Origin of the sequence: Streptosporangium sp. NPDC023963 (assembly GCF_040639135.1) — a bacterium.
Lineage (GTDB): Bacteria > Actinomycetota > Actinomycetes > Streptosporangiales > Streptosporangiaceae > Streptosporangium.
The window spans coordinates 858,158-883,786 of the sequence record NZ_JBEZZK010000002.1 but is presented as its reverse complement, the minus strand read 5'-3'; the positions used below and the strand labels follow the sequence as shown (position 1 = coordinate 883,786).

The window sequence follows — 25,629 nt, the reverse complement described above, 5'->3', positions numbered from 1 at the left end:
GGACTTCTCTCGAAAGTCTGAGCGAACTCGGCCGATGGGGGGAGGATGTCAACGCGCCGCCTTCCAGCGGTGCAGGAATATGCCCCGTGTTCGCGTGGCCATGCGCACATTCCCACTCCTGTGACGGTGATCTCAGATCCTGGCGATGACGTGCGTCGACCGAGCGTAGATCAGACCGGGGTGGAGATGTCCATCACCGGCCCGCCGGGGTCGAGCGGCGGGCGGCCGCGCCGGCCGTGGAACCGGTCACGCGGGGGCGCGGGGGCGCGACGGCCGTGGTCCCGGCCGGACGGCCGGACGGGATGTCGGTCACCACACGGTTGACGGCCATGCACGCTCCTCGCTCCTCCTGGCCCCCAGGCCACGGACGCCCTCGGGCCTTCACCACCTAACCCTCTCGTCGCAGGCGAAACGTGCCGGCCGGTGCGCGGAGCACGGGGCGTCGCGGCCGATCACGCTCCCGGCGGGCGGAGCCTCTCGCCCAGCGCGCGGAGCGCGGGCCCGTAGACGCGCAGCCCCGCCCCGTCGGCGAACGCCTCGGCCGCCCGCAGATGGGCCCGCGCCCGGTCCGCGTCGCCGCCGAGCAGGGCCAGCCTGGCCAGGCACAGGTCGGTCAGCGACCAGCCCAGCAACCGGCCCGCGTGCGGGGCGAGCCTGCCGTACAGGACCCTCCCCGCCGCCTCGTCGTCGAGCGCCGCGCAGATCTCGCTGACGGCGTCCGGGACGAACCGGTAGGCCAGCTCGGGACCTATCGCCGCGAAGCCGTCGCGGGCGAGCTCGGCGAAAACGTCGCGCGCCTCGGCCGTCCTGCCCAGGTCGATCAGGGCGAGGCAGCGCAGGATCCGCCAGGGCTTCTGGCCCGGACGGCGGGCCAGCATCTCGTCGGCCAGCGCGAGCGCCTCCCCCGCCCTGCCCGGCCCATGAACCCTGCCCGGCTCATGAACCCTGCCCGGCTCATGAACCCTGCCCGGCTCATGAACCCTGCCCGGCTCATGAACCCTGCCCGGCCCGTGAACCCTGCCCGGCCCGTGAAGATCACCCGGCTCGTGGCCCCTGCCCGCCGCCCGCAGGGACAGGAAGCGGAACACCTCCCGCCGCAGCGACGCGTCGTCCCGGCCCAGCGCCCCCTCGGGATGGGCCTCGCCGGACGCGTCGGCCGCGGCGAGCGCGTCGGCGAAGCGCCCTGACAGGTAGGCCCGGACCGCGGCCTGCCAGGCGGCCAGGCTGACCATCGAGGGAAGCCTGAGCCGCTCCGCGGTCTCCCGCAGCCGGTCCAGCAGTTCCGCGGCCCGCCCTGCGGCTCCCCTGGCGGTCAGCTCGACGTACTCGTTCTCCATGCCGATCCACTCGACGGCCAGGTCACCGGTGCGGCGGCCGATCTCCACGATCTCGGCGGCGACCGCCGCGCGGCGCTCGTGGTCGTGGCCGGAGCGCAGCAGGATCTCCAGGACGATCAGCGTCCTGGACAGGGTGCGCCCGTCCCCGGTGAGGCGGGCCAGCCGCACCGCCTCCCCCGCCATCTCCACGCTCCGCTCGACGGGTCGTACGGTGGAGCCGGTCAGCGCCGCGGCGGCGAGCAGCCGGGCCCGCCACGGCGAGTCCGCGGCCAGGTCCGAGGCGAGGACCCGGTCGACGCGCTCGGCCAGCCGGTCGATGCCGGTCATCTCCTCGTACATGGCCGAAGAGATCGGGTCGGAGAATCCCAGCACCGCCCTGGCCAGCCGGTTGTCGTCGCCGAGCCGTTCGGCGATCTCCGCGGTGGCCTCCAGCGAGGCGTGGGCCGCGGCGCTCATCCCCGCCGCGGCCTGCGCCTCGGCCAGGTCGAGCAGGAGGTCGCAGCGCAGCGCGTCGTCGGGCTCCGGCAGCCGGTCGATCATCTCGATCGCCCTCTCCAGGCCCTCCACCGCGTCCTCGTGGGCGAACTGCGCGGTCGCCTGGGCCGCCGCGCGCCGGGTGTAGCCGATGGCCCTGCCCGCCGTCCGGGAGTTCAGCAGGCCCTCGCGACAGTGATGGGCGATCTCGGTCAGGCGTGTCCCGCTCCGCTCCTCCAGCACCTCCGCGATGCGCGCGTGCAACCTCCTGCGCCGCAGCGGCGGCAGCGCCTCGCGCAGCACGTCGCGGACGATGTCGTGGACGAAGCGGCAGCTCGGCCCGTCCCCCTCGACCAGCAGCCGGGCCCCCACGGCGGCGTCGACGATGTCGAGGACCCGCTCCTCGGGCAGCCCCGCCACGCGCGTGAGGATGTCGGTCTCCGCCTCCCTGCCGAGCAGCGCCGCGACGGTCAGCACCTCCTCGGTGCCGGGCGGCAGACCGGCCATCCGGCCGCGCACGACGTCCGACAGCGCCCCGGGGGTCTCCCCCAGCCGCAGCACCTCCCCCAGGAAGAACGGGTTGCCCGCGGTCAGCCTGCCCATCTCCGCGGCCAGCGCGGGGTCGGCGCCCGCCCGTCCCAGATACTCGCGGATCTCCTCCTCCGCCAGGCCGCGCAGCAGGAGCCGCCGCACGTGCGGCAGCCGCAGCAGCGCGCCGAGGGCGTGCTCCAGCGGTTCGCCGGGGCGTACGTCGGTGTCGCGGTACGTGGCCACGACGGTCAGCTCGGGACAGAGCCGGGTGGAGGCCAGGAACTCCAGCAGGCGCAGCGACGAGGTGTCCGCCCACTGGAGGTCGTCGAGGACCACCAGGATCCGGCCGTGCTCGTTCAGCAGCCGGGCGAACGCCTCGTACAACGCGAACCGTCCCGCCTGCCCGGCCTGCCCGGCGGCTCCGGCTCCGGCCAGCCGCGCCAGCTCGCCGTCCCTGCCGACCAGGTCCCGCACGGCCTGTGTCCAGGGCCAGAAGGGCGGCGCGCCGGTGCCGCCCCAGCAGCGGCCCCACACCACCCGGTGGCCGCGCGCCCGCGCGGCCCCGGCGGCGTGCTCGGCCAGGCTGGTCTTGCCGATGCCGGGCTCCCCGGCGAGCAGCACCACCCGGTGCCCGTCACCGGCGACCGCCCGTTCCAGCACTCCCGCCTCGGCGTCCCTGCCGACCAGCCCGGCGTCCTTCTCCTCCGCCGCCGTACGGCCCGCCTCCACCGCGAGGCGGGGCGCCAGCGCGGGATCCTGGCCGAGGATGCGCCGTTCCATCTCCCTCGACCGGGGATCGGGGTCCAGCCCCATGTCCTCCATCAGCAACCGGCGCCCCTCGGCGAGCACGCCGAGCGCGTCGGCCTGCCGTCCCGCCTGGTAGAGCGCGTGGGCGGCGAGCACGCGCAGCCGCTCCCTGAACGGATGGGCGCCGACCAGGTGGACCAGCCCGCCCGTCAGCGCCGCCCCCCGGCCGAGCGCGAGTTCCGCCTCGGCCAGGTCCTCCTCGACCGTCAGCCGCAGCTCGGCCAGATGCGCGCTCTCCTCCACCGCCCAGGAGGTGCCCGAGAGGTCCGCGAGCGGCTCCCCGCTCCACTCCCCCAGCGCCAGCCGCAGCTCCCTGACCGCTCCCTCGTGGTCACCCCCGGCCCCCAGGTTCCTGCCTGCGGCCGCGTGCCCCCGCGCCCTGCCCAGGTCGATCGCGCCGCCGGGAACGTCCAGCGCGTAGCCCCCCGGCCTGCTGACCAGCACCACCGGGGGCACGTTCCTCGTCCTGCCCGGCTCGAACACGCGGCGGAGCTTGGAGACGTACGCCTGCACGGTGTTGAGCGCCCCCGGAGGGGGGTCGCCCTCCCAGAGCGCGTCGATCATCCGGTTCGGGCCGACCGGCCGCGGGGCGGCGAGGACGCACATGGCCAGCACCAGCCGCTGCTGGTAGGGGCCGATGTCCAGCGCCGCCCCTCCGTCGGCGAACGCCCCGACCGGGCCCAGCACACGAAAGTCCATCCGACCGCCTCGCTCACGAACTGCGCCGAATAGTAGCCTTCCGCCTTCACCACCCCGACCCCCGTACATCCCCACGCCGCGATGGTCCGGTTGTGTCCTTTTTCGACGAAACCCCCGGAAAACACGGAAGTTTGGCCGCCCACAGGTGGGTAGTGCGACCGTCCTCACAAGTGGAGGACATGAGCGATGGGCGGATTCAAGAAGTTCCTGCTGAGGGGCAACCTCGTCGAGCTCGCCGTGGCCGTCGTGATCGGGGCGACCTTCAGCGGGCTGGTGCAGGCACTGGTCAAGGACCTCATCACGCCGTTGATCGGAGCGATCACCGGCGGCAGGAACCCGGACTTCTCGCAGTACGTGTTCACGATCAACGGTTCCCGGTTCATGTACGGCGACTTCATCAACCACCTGCTGAGCTTCCTGATCATCGCCGCGGTCATCTACTGGCTGGTCGTGATGCCGATGACCCGGCTGATCGGCTTCTTCGACAGGAACAAGAAGGCCACCGAGAAGGAATGCCCGGAGTGCCTGAGCGACATCCCGGTCGACGCCAGGCGCTGCGCGTTCTGCACCGTGGAACTGTCGCGGGTCGCCGCCGCCGACAGGCCTCCCGCGTAGCACCCGCTCGGCGGGATCCCCCTGGACTCCCGGGTTCCGTGGCTCGTTCCAACCCCCGGGCATCGTTAACGATCATTGACGGTCGGGGGGAGGTCAGGCAAACTTGGCCACTGCGAAGCCTTCCAGGGGAGTGGTATGGACTTCTCCGTCCTGGGGCCGGTCGAAGTGAGGGCCGACCACCAGCCGCTTCCCCTGGGCGGACGCAAGCAGCGGGCCCTGCTCGCGATGCTGCTCCACCACGCCAACAGGTCCGTGGCCGACGACCTGCTGGTGGACGCGCTCTGGAGCGAGCACCCGCCGAAGACGGCCGACAACAACCTGCGCCTGTACGCCTCCCGCCTCCGCCAGTCCCTGGGCCACGAACGGGTCCTGCGCCGGCACGGCGGCTACCTGCTGGTCGTGCACCCCGGTGAGCTGGACGTCCATCGATTCCAGTCGCTGGCGAAGAACGGCCGCGACGCGTTCCTGCACGGTGACCACCACGAGGCCGCGGACTTCCTCCACCGGGCCCTGCGGCTGTGGCGCGGTCCCGCGTACGGCGACCTGCGTTTCGTCGAGGACCTGTCGGGCGAGGCGGCGCGCCTGGAGGAGCTGCGGCTCACCACGCTGGAGAACCGCGTCGAGGCCGACCTCGCGGTGAGGTTCCAGCCGGAACTCGTCGCCGAGCTCACCGGCCACGTGAACGCGCACCCGCTCCGCGAGCGCCTGCGGGCGCACCTGATGGTGGCGCTCACCCGGGCCGGCCGGAGTTCCGAGGCGCTGACGGTGTACGCCGACACCCGGCGCCTGCTGAACGAGGAGCTGGGCGTCGAACCCGGGGACCGGCTGCGCGACCTGCACCGGCTGATCCTGGCCGGGGAGCGGGCGAATCCCGGGCATGCCGCGAGCGGGCCCGCGAGGGACGACCGGGGCGGGCGGCCGGGAACCGGACGGGGGCCGGCCGAGCCGCGCGAGCCCCCCGCGGAACTGCCGATGAACATCGCCGACTTCGCGGGGCGCGAGCAGCACGTCAGGGAACTCGTCGCGCAACTGGACGACCGTTCCGCGACGACCGTCTCGGTCATCACCGGGATGGGCGGCATCGGCAAGACGGCCCTGGCGGTGCGCGTGGCGCACCGGCTGGCCGACAGGTTTCCCGGGGGGCAGCTCTACGTCGACCTGCACGGCGCGCACGACGAGGAGCAGGAGCACCCCGGCGACGTGCTCGGGCGGTTCCTCGTCGCGCTGGGCGTACCCGGGTCGAGCATCCCGGAGTCGGTCGAGGCCCGTGCCGCGCTGTACCGCAGCCGCCTGGCCCGCGCGAACGTCCTGATCGTCCTCGACAACGCGGCGTCCGAGCAGCAGGTGAGACCCCTGCTCCCCGGCGCCTCCGGCTGCGCCGTGATCGTCACGAGCCGCGCGAGGCTCTCCGGCCTGGAGGGCGTGCGAGCGGTCGAACTGGACGTCCTGAGCACCCAGGAGGCCGTGGAGCTGCTCTCGCGGCTGATCGGGCAGGACCGCGTCGCCGCGCAGCTCTCCGCCGCCACCGAACTCGTCTGGCTGTGCGACCGCATCCCGCTCGCCGTGCGCGTCGCGGGCGCGCGGCTGGCCGCCCGCCCCCGGCAGAGCATCTCCTGGCTCGTCGGGCGGCTCGGCGACGAGCGCGGGCGCCTCGACCAGCTGGTCGTCGGCGACCGCGCGGTCAGGGCGAGCCTGGCCCTGAGCTACGTCGGCCTCCCCGCGGACGCGCGGCGCGCCTTCCGGCTGCTCGGCCTTCTCGACGTCCCCGGCTTCGCGAGCTGGGTCCCCGCCACGCTGCTCGACCGCCCGCACGAGGAGGGGGAGACATACCTGGAGTCGCTGGTGGACGCGCAGCTCGTCACCATCTCCGGGGTCGACGCCACCGGGCAGGCCCGCTACCGCTTCCACGACCTCGTCCGGCTGTACGCCCGCGAGCGCGCGGAGGCCGAGGAGGAACCGGCCGAACTCCTGCTCGCGACGACCCGGGCGTTCGGCGCGTGGCTCTGGCTGGCCGAACAGGCCATGGAGCACGTCCACGGCGCCTGCTACGCCGTGCTCCACGGCCCGGCGCCGCGCCGGACACTGCCCGGCGACGTCGCCGCGTCCCTCCTGCGCGACCCGCTCGCCTGGTTCAACGCCGAGCGGACCGCGCTGGCCGGTCTCGTCGAGCAGGCCTGCGCCCTGGAGCTCGACGACTTCGCCTGGGACCTCGCCGGGTGCCTCGAACGCTACTTCGACTCCCACGGGTTCTTCTCCGAGTGCCGGCGCCTCAACGAGCGGGCCATGCTGGCCTGCCGTACGGCGGGGAACCTGCTCGGCGAGGCCGTCATGCTGCGCGGGCTGCTCGACGTGACCACCTGGACCGGGGTCGAGCACGAGGGCGGCGCCATGGTGGCGCTGCACACCAACGCCGTCCGGCTCGCGGAGATGTTCACCGAGGCCGGCGAGTTGCGCGGGCTGTCGGACGCCCACGTGATGTGCGCCTGGGGCCTGGCCGCGCAGGGATTCGTCGAACCGGCCGTGGAGTCGGCGGAGACGGCGCTGCGCCTCGCGGAGGAGACCGGCCACCTCGGCGGCCGGGCGCGCGCCCACCTGGCGCTCGGCATCACGCACGGCCAGCGGGACGTCCTGTCGGCGATCCCGCACCTGGTGAGCGCGCTGGAGGTGGCGGAGACCCTGGGAAACCCCCGCTTCGAGGCGACGTCCCTGCAGTTCCTCGGCCTCGCGTACGTCGAGACCGGCCAGCCGGAACCCGCGGAGCGGTGTCTCAACCGCTCCCTCGTCATGTCCCGGGTGGCGCGGGACCCGGCGTCCGAGACGATGACCCTGGTCACGCTGGCGAAGCTCTACAGCGGCGAGGGCGACGAGCGGGCGCGCCCCACGGCCGTCACCGTGGAGGAGCTCAGCCGCCGCTACAACCTCACCCACCACCTGGCCGACGCCCTGTGGATCCTGGGCGACCTCGACCGCGCCGACGGCGACCACGCGCGGGCGGTCGAGCGCCTGACGGAGTCCGTGGCGCTGTGGCGGACCCGCAGCTGGACGACGTACCTCGGAGGCGCGCTCCGCAGCCTCGGCCTCGCCCACGCGGCGGCCGGCGACAGGGAGAGGGCCCTCAGGTGCTGGCGTGAGGCCCACGAGCTCTTCACCGTCGTCGGGGACGGGACGAAGGCGGACGACCTGGCCGGACTCCTCGAGTCGTCGATCACCGGCTGCCCCTGATCGGCTTGTCCGGCATATGCGGAAAATATGCAGCGGCTCCGTAGCGTCCGGATGGCAGGAGATCATGTGGTCGTTCGAGGCTTCACGATCCGCACAAGGATGAGCGGGCACGGCGGGCTCATCTCCGGCAGGGTCACACAGGGGCTGACCCTTTCCGCGCATCGCGAGCGCTCAGGCCACCGGCGCGTCCTCCGGGTCGATCACCCGATCGGTCCGGCCCTTTTCCACCGGGAAAGGCACCCGGAGGACAATGGAGCCGTGAGCTTCGAACTGGCCGTCTGGTACGAGCCCAAACCGATCACCAGGGAACACGCGGAGAACGTCTTCCGATCCCTCCGCCGTGGGGCGCCTCATCGCGCCGGACCTCACCTCGGGGACCAGGATGACGCCGGAGAGCGTGAGGCGGCGCTCCCGCATGGCGGGGAACCCCGTCCCGGAGAACAGGGAAAGCCGGAAGACCCCGAGGCGCACCCGGGAGTGACGGCGTTCGCCGACCGGCTGCCCGGGGCCGAGTGGCTCTCCCCTGACCACATCCTGGTCGGCGTGGACCCGGAGCGGGCCGACGAGGTGTCCGCCGAGGTCTTCGCCTTGGCCACCGAGTGCGGGCTGGTCTGCTACGACCCGCAGCGCGGCCTGGTGCACAACCTGTCTCCGCGAGGCGTCTACCCGACCATGGAGATGCGGACGGGCGACGGGATGATCGTGGTCGGGCCCGACCTCCAGCTCATCTCCGACGCGCTCGCCACCATGTCCCCGCAGAACCCGTTCACCGCCCTGGTCGTCTTCGGCGAGCACTTCGTCCAGAGCTCCCCGGAGATCTCGGGCTACGAGCTGGAGTACAAGGACAGCGTCAGGAACCGGATGTTCCGCACGCACGTCCCGGACCTGGGGGCGGTCCAGGAGGCCTTCACCGAGTACGCCACCGGCGAGCGCGCCTTCCTGGAACGCCACGACTGGCTCCTCGTCTGACAGCGAGGAGGTAGGTGAACGCCTCCCGGTGGAGAGACGGAGGCCATGGCGATGTGGTTGGCCGTGTGCGGCCAAAGCCAGGGCTGGGAGATGAGGTGCGCCCGCTCCAGATGCCGCCACCGGTCGTCGGGGTCGGTGGTTGGCCCAGGTGGACGTCGCCCAACGCCTCCAGCGACTCCTGACCGACACGACCGCCCCGAGCCGTGGGACGGCTGTCGCGGCCTACGGCGCCGCGGCCGGACTGCTCAGCGGACCCCTGACGGTGCTGATCTCCCCCGTCATCTGCACCCTCCTGCAGCCCGCCCCGGCAGCCGCCCGGACACCCCGCACGGCCCAGGAGCGGGTCGCTCGATCACCGGGCGTCAGGCGTGAGCGCCGGTGTGACGTGAGCACCGCGGTAGACGTGGAGCCGTCGGCGACAGCTGGTGATCATGGCGGTGCGGGGGCCGGGCGACGGCGTGCGATCAGGGCGGCGATCACCGTCACCAGCGGGCCGATGGCCAGCAGGACGGCGAGCGCGGCGAAGCCGTACGCAAGGGTGAACAGGGTCGCGACGCCGGCGACCAGGAGGGGGCCGCCGGCGTCGCCGAGTTCGCGGCCGAGTTCGGCCGAACCCATGGTCTGGCCCAGGCGCTCTGGCGGGGTGGCGGCGGCCAGGGCGGCGAAGCCGAGCGGGGTGATCAACCCGGTCCCTGCGCCGATCAACGGCGCGCTGATGAGGATGCCGCCCAGGCCGGGGAGCACGGCGCAGCCGAGCCCGGCCGCGGTGATCAGCAGGCCGGCGGTCAGCCCGGCGCGTGTGCTGAGGCGGCCGGCGTCCAGGGCCCGCCCGGCGAGCGGCTGAACGAGCGCGGCGCAGGCCGCCAGGACGGAGACGGCGGCGCCGGTGGCCACGGGGCCCAGCCCGGCGGCGGCGCCGGAGACGGGCAGGAAGCCGACGCCGACCGACAGCGCGGCGGTCGCCCCGGCGAGGGCCGCGGTCGGGATCAGGAACGCGGGCGCGCTCAGGCGGCGGGCCAGGTCCAGCACGGTCTGGCGGGCGCGCGGCAGCGGCGGTACGGCGGGTACGGCCAGCGCGGCCCACAGGGCGACGGCCACGCCGAGCAGCGCCATCACCGCAAACAGCAGGCGCATCCCGCCGGCCCACACCAGGACGCCGCCCAGCAGCGGGCCCAGGGTGTAGCCGATGGACTTGTAGAAGCCGTAGCCGCCGAAGGCCCGTCCGCGCTTGGCGGCCGGGTTGAGCCGGGCGACCAGCGCGGAGGCCGAGGGGGAGAACGCCGAGGCCGCCGCGCCCTGGCCGAGGCGGGCCGCCCACAACCACGACGGGCTGTCGGCGACCGCGTACAGCGCGGAGGCTGCGGCGAAGGCGACCAGCCCGCCCAGCAGCACCGGCCGGGCGCCGATGCGGTCGGCCAGGCTGCCGAAGAGGGGCTTGAGCAGCACTTCCGCCCCGTCGTAGAGGGCCAGCAGGCCGCCGAGCACCAGCAGCGAGGTGACGGCGTCGGCGGAGAAGCCGCCGAGGTTGGCGGCGATGGCGTGCGCGCCGAACGCGGTGGTGAAACCGGCCGCATACAGCGGCCACATCGCGGCCCGGGAGGCCGGGCGAGCAGCGGCAGGGACGTTCATCACGCCTGCTCCGGGACCGACCGGTGGAGTTCCGCGAAGACGCGCTCGGCGTAGTCCTCGCAGAGGCGTTCGCAGTCTTTGAGGCGCTCGGCGGCCTGGCCCGCTTCCGGTGCGGTGAAGACGTCGCGGGCGCTCAGGTCGCGGTGCCAGCGTCGCAGCCGCTCCAGGCTCTGTTCCTCCTCCTCCAGTTCGGCCAGGGTGAACTTGGCGATCCGGATCTCCTTGGCGATCTCGGCCTCGAACTTGGCGCAGTCGGCCAGGAATTCCGTCCAGTCGGCCGATCGCGCGGCGGTGAACAGCTGCTGGAAGTGGGCCGCGTCCCGGGGTTCGCGTCCGGTGGCGGTCAACGTCATGGCCTGGCCGCCGGCGGTGTCGGCGAGCTGCAGGACGCGACGGACGCCATCGGTGAAGGCGGAGACGTCCGGGACCGCCCAAGTGCCCTGTCCGAGGGTGATCGCGCCGGCTTTGCGTAGCTCGCGCCAGACCGCCACCCGGTGGCGGGACGGTTCGGCGGGTAGCTTGATCACCAATACCAGCCATTGCATCTCACGGGTCGTCACGTCGTGAAATGTAGCAGCCGTTACGTTCTCCTGGTATATCAAGCGGAAGGCCCCTCGGTTATGCCGACGCGACATGGCGCAAGCGCCACCCAGTGGCCCGGGTATGCACCGCGGTCCGTGCCTCGCGCTGAGGTGGGTGGTCAGCGTCGGCCCCCATTCCCATGACGCATCTACTGACACTCTCGTGTCGCTTGGCGGTCCGCGCGCTGACACTCTCGCGGCAGTCGGCATCAGCCGGCCGATGATTTTGCGGCGTACTCAGTCGCCGTGTCCGTCGAGTCGGCCGCCTGGCTCGGGACACCCCGCTGTACACCGGCGGCCTGATCGAACGGTGCGATGAGAGTCCGGACGTCGGCCTTGCACGGCTACGGAGGGCTCGCGAAACGGACGCCTCATGCGGCAACCAGGACGACGGCCACGCCGGCGCAGTACGCGACCACGAGGGGGATGGCGTCGTGCCGGCTGATCGAGCCGCGCCGCAGGCGCAGAGCCGGCGACTGGGATCGGTGCGGGTGCTTCGCCTGATCGGGGAGCTGGACGCGGTGACGGTTCCGGACGTGGCGGTGACGCTGGATGAGGCACCGCTCACCTTCGAGGGCCGCCCATGAAGAGATCTTGCGCATGTCGGCGCGACCCGGTCCAGGGCCGGGCGCCGAAAGCCCTCCCATGCCTGTTTCACTTCCCGCCGAGAAGTGAAGGGAAAGCCGGCCTGGTCACCTGGCCCGGATGCCCGCGCGGAAGACCGCTCGAACGTCCCGGAGCCGGTCGAGATCGTCGAGGGGGTTCCCGGTCACGGCCAGCAGGTCGGCGTCCGCGCCCACCGCGATCCGCCCCTTCCGGCCGGGGACCCCGCACGCCCGGGCGGCGACGCTGGTCGCCGCCGTGAGCGCCTCCAGTGGGGAGGGGCCCTCCGCGGCGAACTGGGCGACGGCGTACGGCAGCACGTCGTGCGGCTTGGCCGGCATGATGCCGGCGTCCGTACCGAGCACGATGCGGGCACCGAGCCTGTAGAGGGCCCTGAGGGCCTCGTGTACGGCCTGCACGCGCTTGGCGACCTCCGGCGGCAGGACGAGCGGTGAGTCGCCGGGGACGACTCCGATCGTCACGCTCACGAAGACGTCGCTCCCGGCGATGGCGGCGAGCAGGGCGGGATCCGCGTCGACGCCGTCCGCGGTCACGAATGTCGCGTGCTCGATGCTGTCCACTCCCGCCGCCAGCGCGTCCCCGATCGCTCGCGTGCCGTGCGCGTGGGCGGCGACGGGCAGGCCGAGCCGATGCGCTTCGTCGACGACGACCCGCAGGTCGGCCGCCGAGTACTGCGACTCGTGTGGCGGCGGCGAGCCCGGCGTCATGTTGCCGCCGCTCAGCATGATCTTGACCACCGCGCAGCCCCGCTCGTGCCGGTCCCGCACCGCGGCACGCAGGGCGGCGGCCCCTTCGGCCGCGCCGCCCATGAAATGGCAGTGGCCGCCGGGCGTGGTGATCGGGGGCCCGGCTGCGAGGATCTCCGGTCCCTCTCCGGGGCGTCGCTCCGTCTCCGCGCTCAGCGCCAGCGCCAGATAGCCGCGGTCACCGAGGTCACGCACGGTCGTGATACCGGCCCGGAGCGCCCTGCCGGCCGCGGTCCGCATCCTGGCCAGCAGCTCCGCGTCGTCGGCGGTGGTGAACGCGGTCACCGGGTCGGAGCCGGCGTCGAAGCCGAGATGCACATGAGGGTCGACGAGTCCCGGCATCAGGAAGGCGTCCGCTCCGAGGTCGATCAGGTCCACCCCGTCCGGCGGAAGCGCGCCCGTGGCGTCCACGCCGGTGATGCGCCCGTCCTCCACGAACACCGTCGCGGGGCCGGACAGGCTCGTGCCGTCGAACATCAGTCCGGCGTGAATCGCGAGAGGCGTCATGGTCGGGAGGCTCCTGGGGAGAGGTGGCGTGCGCGGCCCCCCGTCCCGTTCCCCGGGCGTTGCGGGTCCGGTGACGGCGGCGGGCACAACAACATCACGAACGACCTGAGAGGCTCCTGAGAAGGGCGCCTCGAACACCGGACACGGATCCCGTACATCCGACATCGATGAGCAGCCGGGGCGGCCTGTGGCGCCTCAGCCCTGGACTGGGTCCTGTCAGTGGCGCTTCAGCTACGGCGACCCGCCCTGAGCCGGTCCTTTCAAGACGCTTCAGCGGCGGTGGGACCACCGGGCGGCCGGAAAGTAAGCGACTACGGCCCGCACCCCCTACGGCCAGAACGCGCACAGCGGAGGTGGGCGGGTGTTCCGGCCGGCGTGAAAAGAGCCCGCAACCACCACGCCCGAGCAGGCCGGAGGCCTGAACCACCAGAGCGCAACCGACACGGCCGGCCGGAACACCCGCCCACCGCAGCGAGCACCGACAACGACCGCACCGAACGCACCCGGAAAACGCCCCACCCGCACACCCGGAAACCCCCAAAGCACGCGGGAAGGGAAACACCTCAGGTGTGCGGGAAGGGAAACATCTCACACACCCAGATCATTCACCGGGAAAACGGACACCCACCTGCGAGCGGACCTCGTCCATGACGCCCATCACGTCGAGAGTCGCCTGCCAGGGCATCAGCGGGCTCTCCAGCAGACCCTCGCGCAGGCAGCGCATGGCCTCGTTCGCCTCGTGCAGCATGCCCTTCCCCTCGTACGGAACGTGGAAGGTCTCCGGCTCGCCCTCCGTCGGGTTCAGGGTGAAGGTGTCGGGGCGGAAGAACGGGCCGGGCAGCTCGATCCGGCCCAGCGTGCCGGAGATGGACGCGGCGACCGGGCTGTGCGTGGTGATGCCGCAGGACAGCAGGGCGACCGCCCCGCTGTCGTAGCCGAGCAGCACGCCGGTGTTCTCGTCCACTCCCTCGGGGGTCAGCCGCGCCCAGGATCGCACCCCGGCGGGAGCTCCGAGCACCATGTGGGCGAAGGAGATCGGGTAGACGCCCACGTCGAGCAGGGCGCCGCCGCCCAGCGCCGGGTTGCGGAGCCGGTGCTCGGGCGGGACGGAGACGGAGAACCCGAAGTCGGCGTGGATGGTCTGGACCGAGCCGACGGCGCCGTCCTCGACCAGCTCCATGATCTTGCGGACGGCCGGGATGCAGCGCGTCCACATGGCCTCCATCAGGAACAGGCCCCGCTCCCGCGCGAGGTCGACCAGCTTGGCGGCCTCGGCCCGGTTGAGGGTGAACGCCTTCTCGCACAGTACGGCCTTGCCTCCTTCGAGGCAGGTCCGCACGGCGTCGTAGTGGGCGTTCTGGGTGTTGGCGACGTAGACGATGTCCACGTCGGGGTCGGCGGCCAGCTCCGCCCAGCTCCCGTGGGCCCGCGGGATGCCGTGCCGGTCGGCGAAGGCCCGCGCGGACTCCTTCGACCGGGATCCGACCGCGGCCACCTCGGCGTCCGGCAGGAGCTTCAGGTCCTCGGTGAAGGACGCGGCGATGCCGCCGGTCGCCAGAATTCCCCACTTAATCGCGCTCATAACGACATATCTCACCACGAAAGCCCGACGGGGAGGCCCCCGGTACCCGGACCTCCCCGTCTCACGTCACGCGAGACCCGACTCCCCGAGGGGAGGTCAGCCGCGCGTGTCGGCGAGCAGGGCGTTCAGCACCAGGTCGGGGTTGTCGCGCATCACGCCGCGCATGCGCCACTCGTCGGTGAACAGCGCCAGCAGGGCACCGTCGAGCGAGCGGGTGAAGACCTCCACCCCGCGCTGGCGGGCCAGGAGGGGCGCCGACTCGGCGTCGGTGAGCCTGGCGATGCCGAAGTCGAGCCGGTCCATCAGGATCTCGGTGTTGAACTCGGCGGCCATCCGGTGCTTGACCACGTCGAACTGCATCGGGCCCACCGCCGCGAGCACCGGCGACTGGTCGCCGCGGACGTCGGAGCGGAGCACCTGGACCACACCTTCGGCGTCGAGCTGCTCGATCCCCTTGCGGAACTGCTTGGACCGGCTGGAGTCGCGGACCCTGGCGGTGGAGAAGTGCTCGGGGGCGAAGCTCGGGATCCTCGGGAACTCGACGGGCGGGCCGTCGTAGAGCGTGTCGCCGGGACGCAGGGCGCTGGCGTTGACCAGGCCGACGACATCGCCAGGATACGCCTCGTCGATCGTGGCGCGTTCCTGGCCGAAGACCGACTGGGCGTACTTGGTCGCGAACGGGCGGGCGGTGGCCGCGTGGACGAGCACCATGCCGCGCTCGAACCTGCCCGAGCAGACCCGGACGAAGGCGATGCGGTCGCGGTGCGAGGGGTCCATGTTGGCCTGCACCTTGAAGACCAGGCCGGAGAACGGCTCCTCCAGCGGGCGCGGATCGTCGGCGACGTCCGGGCGGGGCGTGGGGGCGGGGGCGATGTCGACCATGGCGTCCAGCAGGCGGCCGACGCCGAAGTTGGACAGCGCGGCCCCGAACAGCACCGGGGTCGACTCGTGCGCCTCGAAGGTCTTCTGGTCGTGGTCGGCGCCGATCGCGGAGAGCAGGTCGATCTCGTCCTTGGCCCGCTCCCAGTCGCCGCCCAGCTCCGCCAGGGCCTGCTCGGCGCTCAGGTCGGTCTCGATGGCCTTGGTGGCGCCGCCGGGGGTGCGGGTGTAGCGGACGATCCGGTCGGCGGCGCGGTCGGCCACCCCGTGGAAGAAGCCGCCGGTGCCGATCGGCCAGGTGATCGGCGTGGGCTTCAGGCCGGTGCGCTCCTCGATCTCGTCCAGCAGCTCCAGCGCCTCGCGCCCCGGACGGTCCCACTTGTTGACGAACGTGATCACCGGGATGCGCCGGTGCCGGCAGACCTCGAACAGCTTCAGGGTCTGCGGCTCCATGCCCTTGGCCGCGTCGAGCAGCATGACCGCGCAGTCGACGGCGGCCAGCACCCGATAGGTGTCCTCGGAGAAGTCGGCGTGGCCGGGGGTGTCGACCAGGTTGAACATGTGGCCGCGGTACTCGAACCGGAGCGCGGCGGAGGTGATGGAGATACCCCTAGCCTTCTCCATCTCCATCCAGTCGGAGGTGACCCCGCGCCGCCCGGACTTACCGTGCACCGCGCCCGCCTGGCTGATCGCGGAGGCGTGCAGCGCCAGCGCCTCGGTCATGGTCGACTTACCCGCGTCAGGGTGGCTGATCACCGCGAACGTGCGGCGACGAGCCGCCTCCTGAAGGATCGCGGCCATTACTGATCTCCTAGCGATGCGTAAGGTGGGGTACTTCGGGCACAGTGCGGGGGCACCGAAGGGGCGCATGGGTGGCACTGAAACCAGCTTACGCGCCACCACAGGTGTCAACAGATGTGGCAACACTTCCCCAGGCCGCTTGCGCCACCATGGTGTTAAGTGGATCGTGGAACATCTCGGTTCGCCCTATGCCCATCCCAACTGTCCGAAAGCGGCTCAGCTCGTGCAACTCGACGATCTAGTGATGTGCAGATGATCACGCTGCGCTATACGGCAGGTTCCGACGTCGGCCGGATCCGGCAAGGCAACGAGGACGCCGCCTACGCGGGCGCCCGGCTTCTCGCCGTCGCCGACGGGATGGGCGGCCACGTGGGCGGGGAGGTCGCCAGCTCGGCGGCGATCGCCACCGTCGCCTCCCTGGACCAGGAGTGCCCCGGCGACCTCGCCGCCGCCGCCGAGGCGGGGGTCCGCAAGGCCAACCAGCGCCTGCGCGAGCTGGTCGAGGAGGACCCGTCGCTCACCGGCATGGGCACCACCCTGACCCTGATGCTCTGGAACGGCTCTCGCGTCGCCCTCGCCCACATCGGCGACTCCCGCGCCTACCTCCTGCGAAACGGCGACCTGTACCAGATCACCTACGACCACACCCTGGTCCAGACGCTGATGGACGACGGCCGGATCACCGCCGAGGAGGCCGCCCGCCACCCGCACCGGTCGATCCTGCTGCAGGTCCTCGACGGCGGCGACAACCTCGAGCTCGACCTCTCCCTGCGGGACGCCGAGCTCGGCGACCGCTACCTGCTCTGCTCCGACGGGCTGTCCGGGGTGGTCGACGCCGAACGGCTCCGCCAGGTGCTCGCCGAGGTCGACGACCTCGGCGAGGTGACGCGTCAGCTGATCGCGCTCGCCTGCGACGCGGGAGGTCCCGACAACATCACCTGCGTGGTCGCCGACGTGGTCGAGGGGGAACTCTCGGACTCCACGGTGGTGGTCGGCTCGGCCGCCCCCTCGTAACGGCCGCCCCCTCGTAACGGTCGCCCCCTCGCGGGACCGGGGCTCCTCGCGGGAACCGGCCTCTGCGAGGGACCGGCCTCTGTGAAGGACCGGCCTCTGTGAAGGACCGACCTCTGTGAGGGACCGGTCTCTCGTCGCGGGCGACCCGGTGCGCGCCGGGTTCTGGTCGCCGCCGGAGACAGCGGCTATCGTCGGAAATCAGCGCTCCTCGCCGATCACCGCTCCGGAGGGATGTTCCTCATGTACAAGGAGTTCGCCATCGAGGCGATCGTGTGGCTCATTCCCGTCGTGATCCTCGTCGGTCTCGCCTACATGATCACCCGCCCCGCCTGACCTCCCGGGACGGCTCTCCGGGACAGGGCCGAGGACGCGGAGCCCCGCTCCCGCTCCTCGGCTTCTCCATGCACCGGTCCTCCGTGCACCGGTTCTTCATGCACCGGTCCTCCATGCGCCGGTTCTTCATGCACCGGTCCTCCATGCACCGGTCCTCCATGCGCCGGTCCTCCATGCACCGGCTTTTCCGTGCCCCGCCGCTCCCCGCCGCCCCGTCTCCCCGCCTCGGGTGGTGGCCGGGTGAGCCCCGCGCGTCGACAGCCCCCGCGGGCGAGAAATCCATGCGAATATTTTTCCGCTTTGGGAACTATTCCCTTTAACAGATCTTTATCTGTATATAGTCACCTACACGTGCTCGGGGGAGCACGTTCCGGTATGCCGGCAGGGGGATCTCACACGCCAATGGGCCAGTTCGTCGATGCCGCGCTGTCTTTTCCGACCGTCCTGTTCACGTTCCTGCTCCTGGTGATCGTCGCGTACTGGGTGCTCGTCGTGTCCGGGGTGTTCGGGTTCGACGGCGGCGACGGTGACGGGTCCGAGGCGACGGGGGCCGGTGGCCTCCTGAGCGGTCTGGGACTCGGCGGAGTCCCCGCCGCGGTGGCCGTCTCGCTGCTGGTCGTCGTCGCGTGGTTCGCGAGCCTCGTGGGCGGCACGCTGTTCACGAGCACCCCCGCCCTGGTCGCGGTACTGGTCGCGGCACTGGTCTGCGCCTGGGCGTGCACGCGCCTCGTCGTCCTGTCACTCCGGCGTCTCGTCCCGAAGGAGCGCGTCCCCTCCCGCGCCGACTTCGTGGGCCGCGTGTGCGTCGTCCGCACGAGCCGCGTCGGCCGCACCTTCGGCCAGGCCGAGGTCACGTCCGCCGACGGCTCCTCCGCTCTCGTTCAAGTACGGCAGACCGGCGACGAGGTTTTCGCAGCCGGCAGCGTCGCCCTGATATTCGCCTATGACTCCCCCGGCGAATTCTTCTGGGTGATGCCGTACGACGCGGAACTCGACCCTGATCGTCCTATTTAACAGAGGGACCACATTGGACGTCATCTCCACCGGGCTCGGCATTCTCCTCGCCGTCGTCCTCCTCGTCGTCATCGCCGTGCTTTTCATGATCAGCCGGCTGTTCCACAAGGTGGAGCAGGGCAAGGCCCTGATCATCTCGAAGATCAACAAGGTCGACGTCACCTTCACCGGGGCCGTCGTGCTGCCCGTCTTCAACAAGGCCGAGCTGATGGACATCTCGGTGAAGACCATCGAGATCGCGCGTACCGGCCGTGAGGGCCTGATCTGCCGCGACAACATCCGCGCCGACATCCGCATCACCTTCTTCGTCCGGGTCAACAAGACCGTCGAGGACGTGGTGAAGGTCGCCCAGGCCATCGGCACCGCGCGGGCGAGCGACCAGGAGACGCTGCAGGAGCTGTTCAACGCCAAGTTCTCCGAGGCGCTCAAGACGGTCGGCAAGCAGCTCGACTTCGTGGACCTCTACACCCAGCGCGACCGGTTCCGCGACCAGATCATCCAGGTCATCGGCACCGACCTCAACGGCTACAGCCTCGAGGACGCGGCCATCGACTACCTCGAGCAGACCGCCCTGCACTCCCTGGACAAGAACAACATCCTCGACGCGCAGGGCATCAGGAAGATCACCGAGCTGACCGCCATCGAGCACGTGCGGACCAACGAGTTCCAGCGGCGCGAGGAGAAGGAGATCACCCGCCAGAACGTGGACGCGCGGGAGGCCATCCTGGAGCTGGAGCGCCGCCAGGCCGACGCGGAGACCAAGCAGAAGCGCGAGGTCGAGACCATGCGCGCCCGCGAGGAGGCGGAGACCGCCAAGGTCCAGGCCGAGGAGCGGCTCAAGGCGCACGCCGCCCACCTGCGTACCGACGAGCAGCTCGGCGTCCAGCAGGAGAACCAGGCCCGCGAGATCGCGGTGGCGGCGAAGAACCGCGAGCGGGTCCTCGCCATCGAGACCGAGCGGATCGAGAAGGACCGGCTGCTGGAGGTCATCGCCCGCGAGCGCGAGACCGAGCTGTCGCGCATCTCCAAGGACAAGGAGCTGGAGGGCGAGAAGCGCTCCATCGCCGAGGTGATCCGCGAGCGGATCGTGGTGGAGAAGACGGTCGCCGAGCAGGAGGAGAGCATCAAGCGCCTGCGCGTGGTCGAGGAGGCCGAGCGGACCCGCCAGGCCGTGATCATCCAGGCCGAGGCCGAGGCGCAGGAGAGCCTGGTCAAGGACATCAAGGCGGCCGAGGCCTCCGAGGCCGCGTCCAAGCACCGGGCGCGCGAGGCGCTGGTGCTGGCCGAGTCCCGGCAGCAGGCGGCCGAGCTCGACGCCCGTGCCAAGATCCGTCTCGCCGAGGGCGTGCAGGCCGAGGCGGCCGCCGCCGGTCTGGCCGAGGTGCAGGTACGCGAGCGGGACGCCGCGGCGATCGAGAAGGTCGGCCGCGCCGAGGCCGCCGTCGAGCGGGAGAAGGCGCTGGCGGTCGCCGAGGGCGAGCAGGCCAGGGCCCACGCCGCGGCCACCGCGGTGCGCGAGAAGCTCAAGGCCGAGGCGGAGGGCGAGCAGGCCATGGCGCTGGCCGCCGCCGCGACGGTCGGCGAGAAGCTCAAGGCCGAGGCCGAGGGTCTCACCGAGAAGGCCGCAGCGATGGCCGCGCTCACCGACGCGACCCGTGCCCACGAGGAGTACCGCCTGCGGCTGGAGGCCGAGAAGGAGATCCGCCTCGCCGGGGTGAACGTCCAGCTCAAGATCGCCGAGGCGCAGGCCTCCGTGGTGTCGGCCGGGCTGTCCAAGGCCAACATCGACATCGTCGGCGGCGACACCGTGTTCTTCGACCGGCTGATGGGCTCGATCAGCATGGGCAAGGCCGTGGACGGCTTCGTGGAGAACTCCGACGTCGCCCGCACGCTGGCCGGGCCGTACCTGGACGGTTCGGCGAGCCTCCCCGCCGACCTGGGCAGGGTCCTCGGCTCGATCGACACCGCCGACGTGCGGAACCTCTCGCTGTCCGCGCTGCTGATGAAAATGATCAAGGAAGGCGGTCCCGACGCGGACCGGCTGCGCGGCCTGCTGGGTGAGGCCCAGGCGGCCACCACGACCGAGGTCCCCGTCGCCGCGCTCACCGGTACCAATGCCGGCGCCGGCAACTCCGCCGGTAACGCCGCCGGTTCCGCCAAGCAGTGACGTCCTCCACGGCGGAGGCCGTCACCGGCGCCCCCGGCGAGGGGGCGGGGCTGGACGCGGGCACCTACGAGGTGCTCCGCGCCCGGCTGGCCGAGCAGGCCGCCGAGCTGGCCCGGCAGTCCGACGCGCTCAACGCCGAGCGCCTGGCGGTGTTCGGCGGGGCCGAGCTGCGCCTGATCGGCACCGAGCGGATACGCACCGAGAACAACTGCGTGCCGCGCGACATCGTGTCGGTCGGCGGGCTCATGCTCTTCGGCTACAACGTGTTCATCGGGATGAAGCCGGAGACGACCGTCGAGGACGTCTTCTCCGTGCACACGTTCGTCAGGGACGGCGGGGACGGCGGGGACGCGTTCCGGTTCGACCCCGCGCCGATGTTCCGCGACCCGCGCTTCGAGCGGGACTTCGCCGAGCTCTACCGGTACTACCGGGAGACCCGGCTGCTCCAGCTGCGCCGCGTCGAGGGCAAGATGCTGGCCGTCTTCCGGACCGGCCCGCAGGACACCCGCGTGCTGCGCTGGCAGGTCGGCGCGGACGGCACGCTCTCCTACATCGACGACCGGGGGGAGCGCGACCACACGTTCCCGCCCTCACACGACTTCGAGTGGATCCCGGCCACCCGCGACGACCACGTGACGGGCCGCCACCCGCACATCTCGATCGAGGGCGAGGTGTTCGTCGAGACCGTCGGCGGCGACCTCACCATCAAGATCGAGAACAACACCGAGACCGGGGAGGGCGTCTACCGCGAGCCCGTCGCGGAGCCGCTGCAGAGCCTCGCCGACGCGGAGGTGCACCACGCCAGGATCGGCCCGCTGATCCTGCTGCGGGTGCGGCCGTACAAGGAGCCCGAGTGGCGGCACCTGGTGTTCAACACCCGGACCAAGGGCGTGGTCCGCCTCGACGGCATCGGGCAGGCCTGCCAGCGCCTGCCCGAGGACCAGGGGATCATCTTCCCCGGCGGCTACTACCTGTCCACCGGGGTCAGCAAGACGTTCGACACCGACGTGTCGGAGCTGGAGTTCGAGCGGGTCATCCGCTCCCCCAACGGCGAGGACGTGCTGTACGTCTTCCACGCCCGCGCCGAGGGGCGGTCGCTGCTGCTGCCGTACAACGTGATCCGCAAGCAGGTGGAGACTCCGCTGTCCTGCCACGGGTACTCGCTGTTCGACGACGGCACGCTGGTCGTCTTCAGGGCCACCTCCGACGAGCCCACCCGCGTCCACCCCATGCAGGTCTGGCAGACGGCCTACCAGTCGGACCTCTACGCCGCCGGGCGCCCGGCCGGCACCGGGCCGCTGGAGCGGATCGGCAACGCGGAGCTGGTGCGGGGCATCTCCGACTGCCTGTCGGTGGCGCGGATGGTCGAGGAGATGGCGCCGTCCGTCCCGGTCTTCGAGGCGCTGATCGCCTCCTGCGCCCGGGTCTTCGACCACTACCACTGGCTGGGCGAGCACCGGCTGCGCGGCCCGCTCGCCGACCTGCGGGCCACCGCCGAGCAGGTGCTGGACGAGTTCGAGAAGGTCCAGTCGCTCACCCGGCAGGCCGCCGAGGCGCTGGAGAGCGCCGCCGCCGAGGTCACCGCGCTCGTACGGCACGCGCGCGGCGAGGCGCCCGGGTCCGCGCAGGGCTGGGTCGACCGGCTGTCGGAGCTGCGGCGGTCGCAGGGGCACCTGGTGACCCTGCGCGAGCTGCGCCACGTCGACACCGCCAGGATCGACGCGCTCGACGCGGAACTGGCGGCCGAGCTGGACAGCACCGCGCAGCGCGCGGCGGGATTCCTGCGGGGCGACGACGCCTTCGCCGGGTACCACGCGGAGGTCGAGCGGCTGGTCTCCGATGCGGGCGCCATCGCGACCGTGGCCGAGGCCGGACCGATCGGCGAGCGGCTGGAGCGGCAGGCCCGGGGCCTGGAGATCGTGGTCGAGGTGGTCGGCACGCTCGACATCGCCGACGCCACCGTGCGGACCGCCATCCTGGAACGGGTCGGCGAGGTGCTCGGCGGGGTCAACCGCGCCCGCGCCACGCTGGAGGCCCGGCGCGGGGAGCTGCTGGCCGGTGAGGGGCGGGCGGCCTTCGCGGCCGAGTACGCCCTGCTGGGGCAGGCGATCACCGGGGCGCTGGCGATGTCCGACACCCCCGAGCGCTGCGACGAGCAGCTGGGCCGCCTGATGCTCCAGCTGGAGAACCTGGAGTCGCGCTTCGCCGAGTTCGACGACTTCCTGGGGCAGCTGGCCGCCAAGCGGGAGGACGTCTACGAGGCGTTCTCCTCGCGCCGCCAGGCGCTGCTCGACGAGCGGGCCCGCCGCGCCGACCGGCTGGCCGACTCCGCCACGCGGATCCTGTCGAGCGTGCGGCGGCGGGTGGCCGGGCTGGCGTCGCTGGACGAGGTCAACACCTACTTCGGGTCCGACCCGATGGTGCTCAAGCTGAGGGGCGTGGCCGGGGAGCTGCGCGCGCTGGGCGACCAGGTGCGCGCGGAGGAGCTCGAAGGCCGGATCAAGTCCGCCCGCCAGGAGGCGGGCCGCGCCCTGCGCGACCGGCTCGACCTCTACACCGACGGCGGGGAGACGATCCGGCTCGGCCGTCACCTGTTCGCGGTCAACACCCAGCCGGCCGACCTCACCCTGGTCCCGTACGAGGACCGGATGGCGTTCGCCGTCACCGGGACCGACTACCGCTCCCCGGTGCGCGACGCGGCCTTCGAGGACACCCGGCCGTTCTGGAACCAGCTGACGGTCTCGGAGTCGCCGGAGGTCTACCGGGGCGAGCACCTGGCCGCCTCGATCCTGGCCGCCGCCGAGGCCGGAACGCCGCTGTCCCCCGGCACCGGCGGGGCCCCGGTCTCCCTGGACGCGCTGCACGAGGCCGCGGTGACCGGCGGGGAGCTGCTGGAGATCGTCCGCCGGGTGGCGGAGACCCGGTACGACGAGGGCTACGAGCGGGGCGTCCACGACCACGACGCCACCGCGATCCTCCAGGCCGCGCTCCGCCTGCACGCGGGCGCGGGGCTGCTGCGCCACCCGCCCGCCGCGAGGGCCGCCGCCCAGCTCTTCTGGGCCTTCGGCACCGACGAGGCCGCCCGGGCGGCGTGGACCACCCGGGCGACGTCGCTCGTGCGGGCCCGGACCCTGTTCGGCAGGGTGGAGGCGGTGAAGGAGACCCGCGCCGCCCTCGGCTCCGCGATCGCGTCCTTCAGCCGGGGTCTGCACGGCGACACAGGAGACGAGAGCCTTTTCGAGCTGGCCGGGGAGTATCTCTTCGAGGAACTGGCGGGCAAGCCGTTCGGTTTCGTGACGAGCGCGGGGGCGCGGTCGCTGCTCGACCGGTTCGACCGGGCGCTGGGGCCGGCGCGCGCGGAGTTCGAGGACGACCTGCGGGCGCTCGGCGACGACCTCGCCGCGCGCCACCGCCTGGCCGAGGCGTGGCTCTCCGCCTTCGACGTCTCGGCTCCGCGCTCCGGCCGGGAGCCGGGCACGGGTGCGGGTACGGCTGCGGGGGCCGGGTCGGCGGAGCTGGTGGAGGCGGTGGCCGTACTGCTGTGCGAGGTGCCGCGGCACGACTCCTCGGCGGCGCTGACCACCACGGTCGAGGGGCTGCTCGGCGCGCACCCCCGCGTCTCCGGGCGCGCGATGGAGCTGCGCCTGGACGAGTTCCTCGCCAGGACCCGGCACTTCCGCGACCACCGCGTCCCCGCCTACCGCGCCTACCAGCGGCGGCGCAACGAGCTGGTCGCGGCCGAGCGCGAGCGGCTGAGGCTGGAGGAGTTCCGGCCGAAGGTGATGACCGCCTTCGTCCGCAACCAGCTGCTCGACGAGGTCTACCTGCCGCTGATCGGCGACAACCTGGCCAAGCAGCTCGGCGCGGCGGGAGACGCCAAGCGGACCGACCAGATGGGCATGCTGCTGCTCATCTCCCCGCCGGGCTACGGCAAGACCACCCTCATGGAGTACGTGGCCAACCGGCTCGGGCTGATCTTCGTCAAGGTCAACGGCCCGGCCCTGGGCCACCTGGTGACCTCGGTGGACCCGGCGCAGGCGCCCGACGCGACGGCGCGGCAGGAGATCGAGAAGATCTCCTTCGCGCTGGAGATGGGCAACAACGTCCTGCTCTACCTGGACGACATCCAGCACACCTCCCCCGAGCTGCTGCAGAAGTTCATCTCCCTGTGCGACGGCCAGCGCCGGATGGAGGGCGTCTGGGAGGGGAGGACCCGCACCTACGACCTGCGGGGCAAGCGCTTCGCGGTCTGCATGGCGGGCAACCCGTACACCGAGGCGGGCAAACGCTTCCGCATCCCCGACATGCTCGCCAACCGCGCCGACGTGTGGAACCTGGGCGACGTGCTGTCGGGGCGGGACGAGCTGTTCGCGCTGAGCTACATCGACAACGCGCTCACCTCCAACCCGGTCCTGTCGCCGCTCTCCACCCGCGACCGGGGCGACATCCGCCTCCTGGTACGGCTGGCGCGCGGCGACTCGGGGGTCCGGGCCGACCAGCTCTCCCACCCGTACTCCTCGGTGGAGCTGGAACAGGTCCTCGCGGTGCTGCGCAAGCTGCTGCGGATCCAGCGGGTGGTGCTGGCCAACAACCAGGCGTACATCGCCTCGGCCGCCCAGGCGGACGCGTCGCGGACCGAGCCGCCGTTCCAGCTCCAGGGTTCGTACCGGAACATGAACAAGCTCGCGGCCCGGGTCGTCCCGGTGATGAACGACGCCGAGCTGGAGGCCGTGATCGACGACCACTACCTCGGCGAGGCCCAGACCCTCACCTCGGGCGCGGAGGCCAACCTGCTCAAGCTGGCCGAGCTGCGCGGCACCATGACCCCCGCACAGGCCGCGCGGTGGGCCGAGGTGAAGGCGGCCTACCTCCGCTCCCAGGCCCTCGGCGGCGCCGAGGACGACCCGATGACCCGCGCGGTCGGCGCGGTCGGCCTGCTGGCCGACCGGGTGAGCACCGCCATCGAACACGCCGCCGACCGCCTGTCCCCCGAACCGTGAGACCCGGGGCCGGGCCACCGCCGGATCCGCGAGGTGGGCACCCCGGCACCGGGCGACCTCGCCTCGGCCGCTCCACCGGCCTCGACCCGTCGCACACC

15 protein-coding genes and 1 pseudogene are annotated in these 25,629 nt (G+C 72.1%); 8 read left to right on the top strand and 8 right to left on the bottom strand.

Annotated features, from left to right (window positions below; translation table 11 throughout):
* Positions 1-193 precede the first annotated feature (193 nt).
* Together AB0F88_RS09850 and AB0F88_RS09845 are read right to left on the bottom strand one after the other, a co-directional pair.
* Positions 194-331 (bottom strand): hypothetical protein, encoded by a 138-nt coding sequence (locus AB0F88_RS09850; protein WP_362679777.1) that lies wholly within the window; start codon positions 329-331, stop codon positions 194-196.
* Positions 332-452: 121 nt separating this feature from the next.
* Positions 453-3,848 carry a BTAD domain-containing putative transcriptional regulator gene (locus AB0F88_RS09845; RefSeq protein ID WP_362679774.1) on the bottom strand — a complete coding sequence of 1,132 codons (3,396 nt, stop codon included), beginning with the start codon at positions 3,846-3,848 and terminating at the stop codon, positions 453-455.
* A 186-nt stretch (positions 3,849-4,034) separates the two neighbouring features.
* On the opposite strand from AB0F88_RS09845, the gene mscL reads away from it, so the two are divergent.
* The 3 genes from mscL (at position 4,035) to AB0F88_RS09830 (ending at position 8,654) form a co-directional block, all read left to right on the top strand.
* The gene (gene mscL, locus AB0F88_RS09840) at positions 4,035-4,463 is read left to right on the top strand and encodes a large conductance mechanosensitive channel protein MscL (protein ID WP_362679771.1); all 429 of its coding nucleotides are present in this window, start codon (positions 4,035-4,037) and stop codon (positions 4,461-4,463) included.
* Positions 4,464-4,598: 135 nt separating this feature from the next.
* Entirely contained in the window at positions 4,599-7,685 is a 3,087-nt protein-coding gene (locus AB0F88_RS09835) for a BTAD domain-containing putative transcriptional regulator (protein ID WP_362679768.1), read from the top strand.
* Between the two features lie 258 nt (positions 7,686-7,943).
* Positions 7,944-8,654 carry a hypothetical protein gene (locus AB0F88_RS09830; RefSeq protein WP_362679765.1) on the top strand — a complete coding sequence of 237 codons (711 nt, stop codon included), beginning with the start codon at positions 7,944-7,946 and terminating at the stop codon, positions 8,652-8,654.
* 50 nt (positions 8,655-8,704) lie between these two features.
* On the opposite strand, the pseudogene AB0F88_RS09825 reads toward AB0F88_RS09830, so the two are convergent.
* From AB0F88_RS09825 to AB0F88_RS09815, 3 genes and pseudogenes are all read right to left on the bottom strand, one after another.
* A pseudogene (locus tag AB0F88_RS09825) lies at positions 8,705-8,779 on the bottom strand (DUF3703 domain-containing protein); the annotation flags it as partial.
* Positions 8,780-9,083: 304 nt separating this feature from the next.
* Positions 9,084-10,283 carry an MFS transporter gene (locus tag AB0F88_RS09820; RefSeq protein ID WP_362679762.1) on the bottom strand — a complete coding sequence of 400 codons (1,200 nt, stop codon included), beginning with the start codon at positions 10,281-10,283 and terminating at the stop codon, positions 9,084-9,086.
* A complete protein-coding gene (locus AB0F88_RS09815) occupies positions 10,283-10,843 on the bottom strand; it encodes a Chromate resistance protein ChrB (protein ID WP_362679759.1) in 561 nt (186 codons plus the stop codon). The genes AB0F88_RS09820 and AB0F88_RS09815 overlap by 1 nt, the downstream gene beginning before the upstream one ends.
* Before the next feature lie 455 nt (positions 10,844-11,298).
* Between AB0F88_RS09815 and AB0F88_RS09810 the strand changes: the two genes are divergently transcribed.
* Positions 11,299-11,451 (top strand): hypothetical protein, encoded by a 153-nt coding sequence (locus AB0F88_RS09810; RefSeq protein WP_362679756.1) that lies wholly within the window; start codon positions 11,299-11,301, stop codon positions 11,449-11,451.
* Between the two features lie 105 nt (positions 11,452-11,556).
* Here the strand turns inward: AB0F88_RS09810 and AB0F88_RS09805 are convergent, their stop codons facing one another.
* From AB0F88_RS09805 to AB0F88_RS09795, 3 genes are all read right to left on the bottom strand, one after another.
* A complete protein-coding gene (locus AB0F88_RS09805; protein ID WP_362679753.1) occupies positions 11,557-12,741 on the bottom strand; it encodes an amidohydrolase family protein in 1,185 nt (394 codons plus the stop codon).
* A gap of 601 nt (positions 12,742-13,342) precedes the next feature.
* Entirely contained in the window at positions 13,343-14,323 is a 981-nt protein-coding gene (locus AB0F88_RS09800) for a Gfo/Idh/MocA family oxidoreductase (protein WP_362679750.1), read from the bottom strand.
* Positions 14,324-14,419: 96 nt separating this feature from the next.
* Positions 14,420-16,003 (bottom strand): peptide chain release factor 3, encoded by a 1,584-nt coding sequence (locus AB0F88_RS09795; RefSeq protein ID WP_362679747.1) that lies wholly within the window; start codon positions 16,001-16,003, stop codon positions 14,420-14,422.
* A 252-nt stretch (positions 16,004-16,255) separates the two neighbouring features.
* Here AB0F88_RS09795 and AB0F88_RS09790 point away from each other — a divergent pair, with 252 nt between their 5' ends.
* The 4 genes from AB0F88_RS09790 (at position 16,256) to AB0F88_RS09775 (ending at position 25,531) form a co-directional block, all read left to right on the top strand.
* A complete protein-coding gene (locus AB0F88_RS09790) occupies positions 16,256-17,017 on the top strand; it encodes a protein phosphatase 2C domain-containing protein (RefSeq protein WP_362680618.1) in 762 nt (253 codons plus the stop codon).
* A 735-nt stretch (positions 17,018-17,752) separates the two neighbouring features.
* On the top strand, positions 17,753-18,364 hold the full coding sequence (locus AB0F88_RS09785) for a hypothetical protein (RefSeq protein ID WP_362679744.1): 612 nt from the start codon (positions 17,753-17,755) through the stop codon (positions 18,362-18,364).
* Between the two features lie 13 nt (positions 18,365-18,377).
* The gene (locus AB0F88_RS09780) at positions 18,378-20,531 is read left to right on the top strand and encodes a flotillin family protein (RefSeq protein WP_362679742.1); all 2,154 of its coding nucleotides are present in this window, start codon (positions 18,378-18,380) and stop codon (positions 20,529-20,531) included.
* Positions 20,528-25,531 (top strand): DNA repair ATPase, encoded by a 5,004-nt coding sequence (locus tag AB0F88_RS09775; protein WP_362679739.1) that lies wholly within the window; start codon positions 20,528-20,530, stop codon positions 25,529-25,531. Before AB0F88_RS09780 ends, AB0F88_RS09775 begins: the two co-directional genes overlap by 4 nt.
* The last annotated feature ends 98 nt before the right edge of the window (positions 25,532-25,629 follow it).

Bases quoted from the DNA above. Each gene is read 5' to 3' on its own strand.
- AB0F88_RS09850 (WP_362679777.1), bottom strand. From the start codon at position 331: ATGGCCGTCAACCGTGTGGTGACCGACATCCCGTCCGGCCGTCCGGCC.
- AB0F88_RS09845 (WP_362679774.1), bottom strand. From the start codon at position 3,848: ATGGACTTTCGTGTGCTGGGCCCGGTCGGGGCGTTCGCCGACGGAGGG.
- AB0F88_RS09785 (WP_362679744.1), top strand. From the start codon at position 17,753: ATGGGCCAGTTCGTCGATGCCGCGCTGTCTTTTCCGACCGTCCTGTTC.
- AB0F88_RS09835 (WP_362679768.1), top strand. From the start codon at position 4,599: ATGGACTTCTCCGTCCTGGGGCCGGTCGAAGTGAGGGCCGACCACCAG.
- AB0F88_RS09805 (WP_362679753.1), bottom strand. From the start codon at position 12,741: ATGACGCCTCTCGCGATTCACGCCGGACTGATGTTCGACGGCACGAGC.
- AB0F88_RS09790 (WP_362680618.1), top strand. From the start codon at position 16,256: ATGATCACGCTGCGCTATACGGCAGGTTCCGACGTCGGCCGGATCCGG.
- AB0F88_RS09795 (WP_362679747.1), bottom strand. From the start codon at position 16,003: ATGGCCGCGATCCTTCAGGAGGCGGCTCGTCGCCGCACGTTCGCGGTG.
- mscL (WP_362679771.1), top strand. From the start codon at position 4,035: ATGGGCGGATTCAAGAAGTTCCTGCTGAGGGGCAACCTCGTCGAGCTC.
- AB0F88_RS09800 (WP_362679750.1), bottom strand. From the start codon at position 14,323: ATGAGCGCGATTAAGTGGGGAATTCTGGCGACCGGCGGCATCGCCGCG.
- AB0F88_RS09820 (WP_362679762.1), bottom strand. From the start codon at position 10,283: ATGAACGTCCCTGCCGCTGCTCGCCCGGCCTCCCGGGCCGCGATGTGG.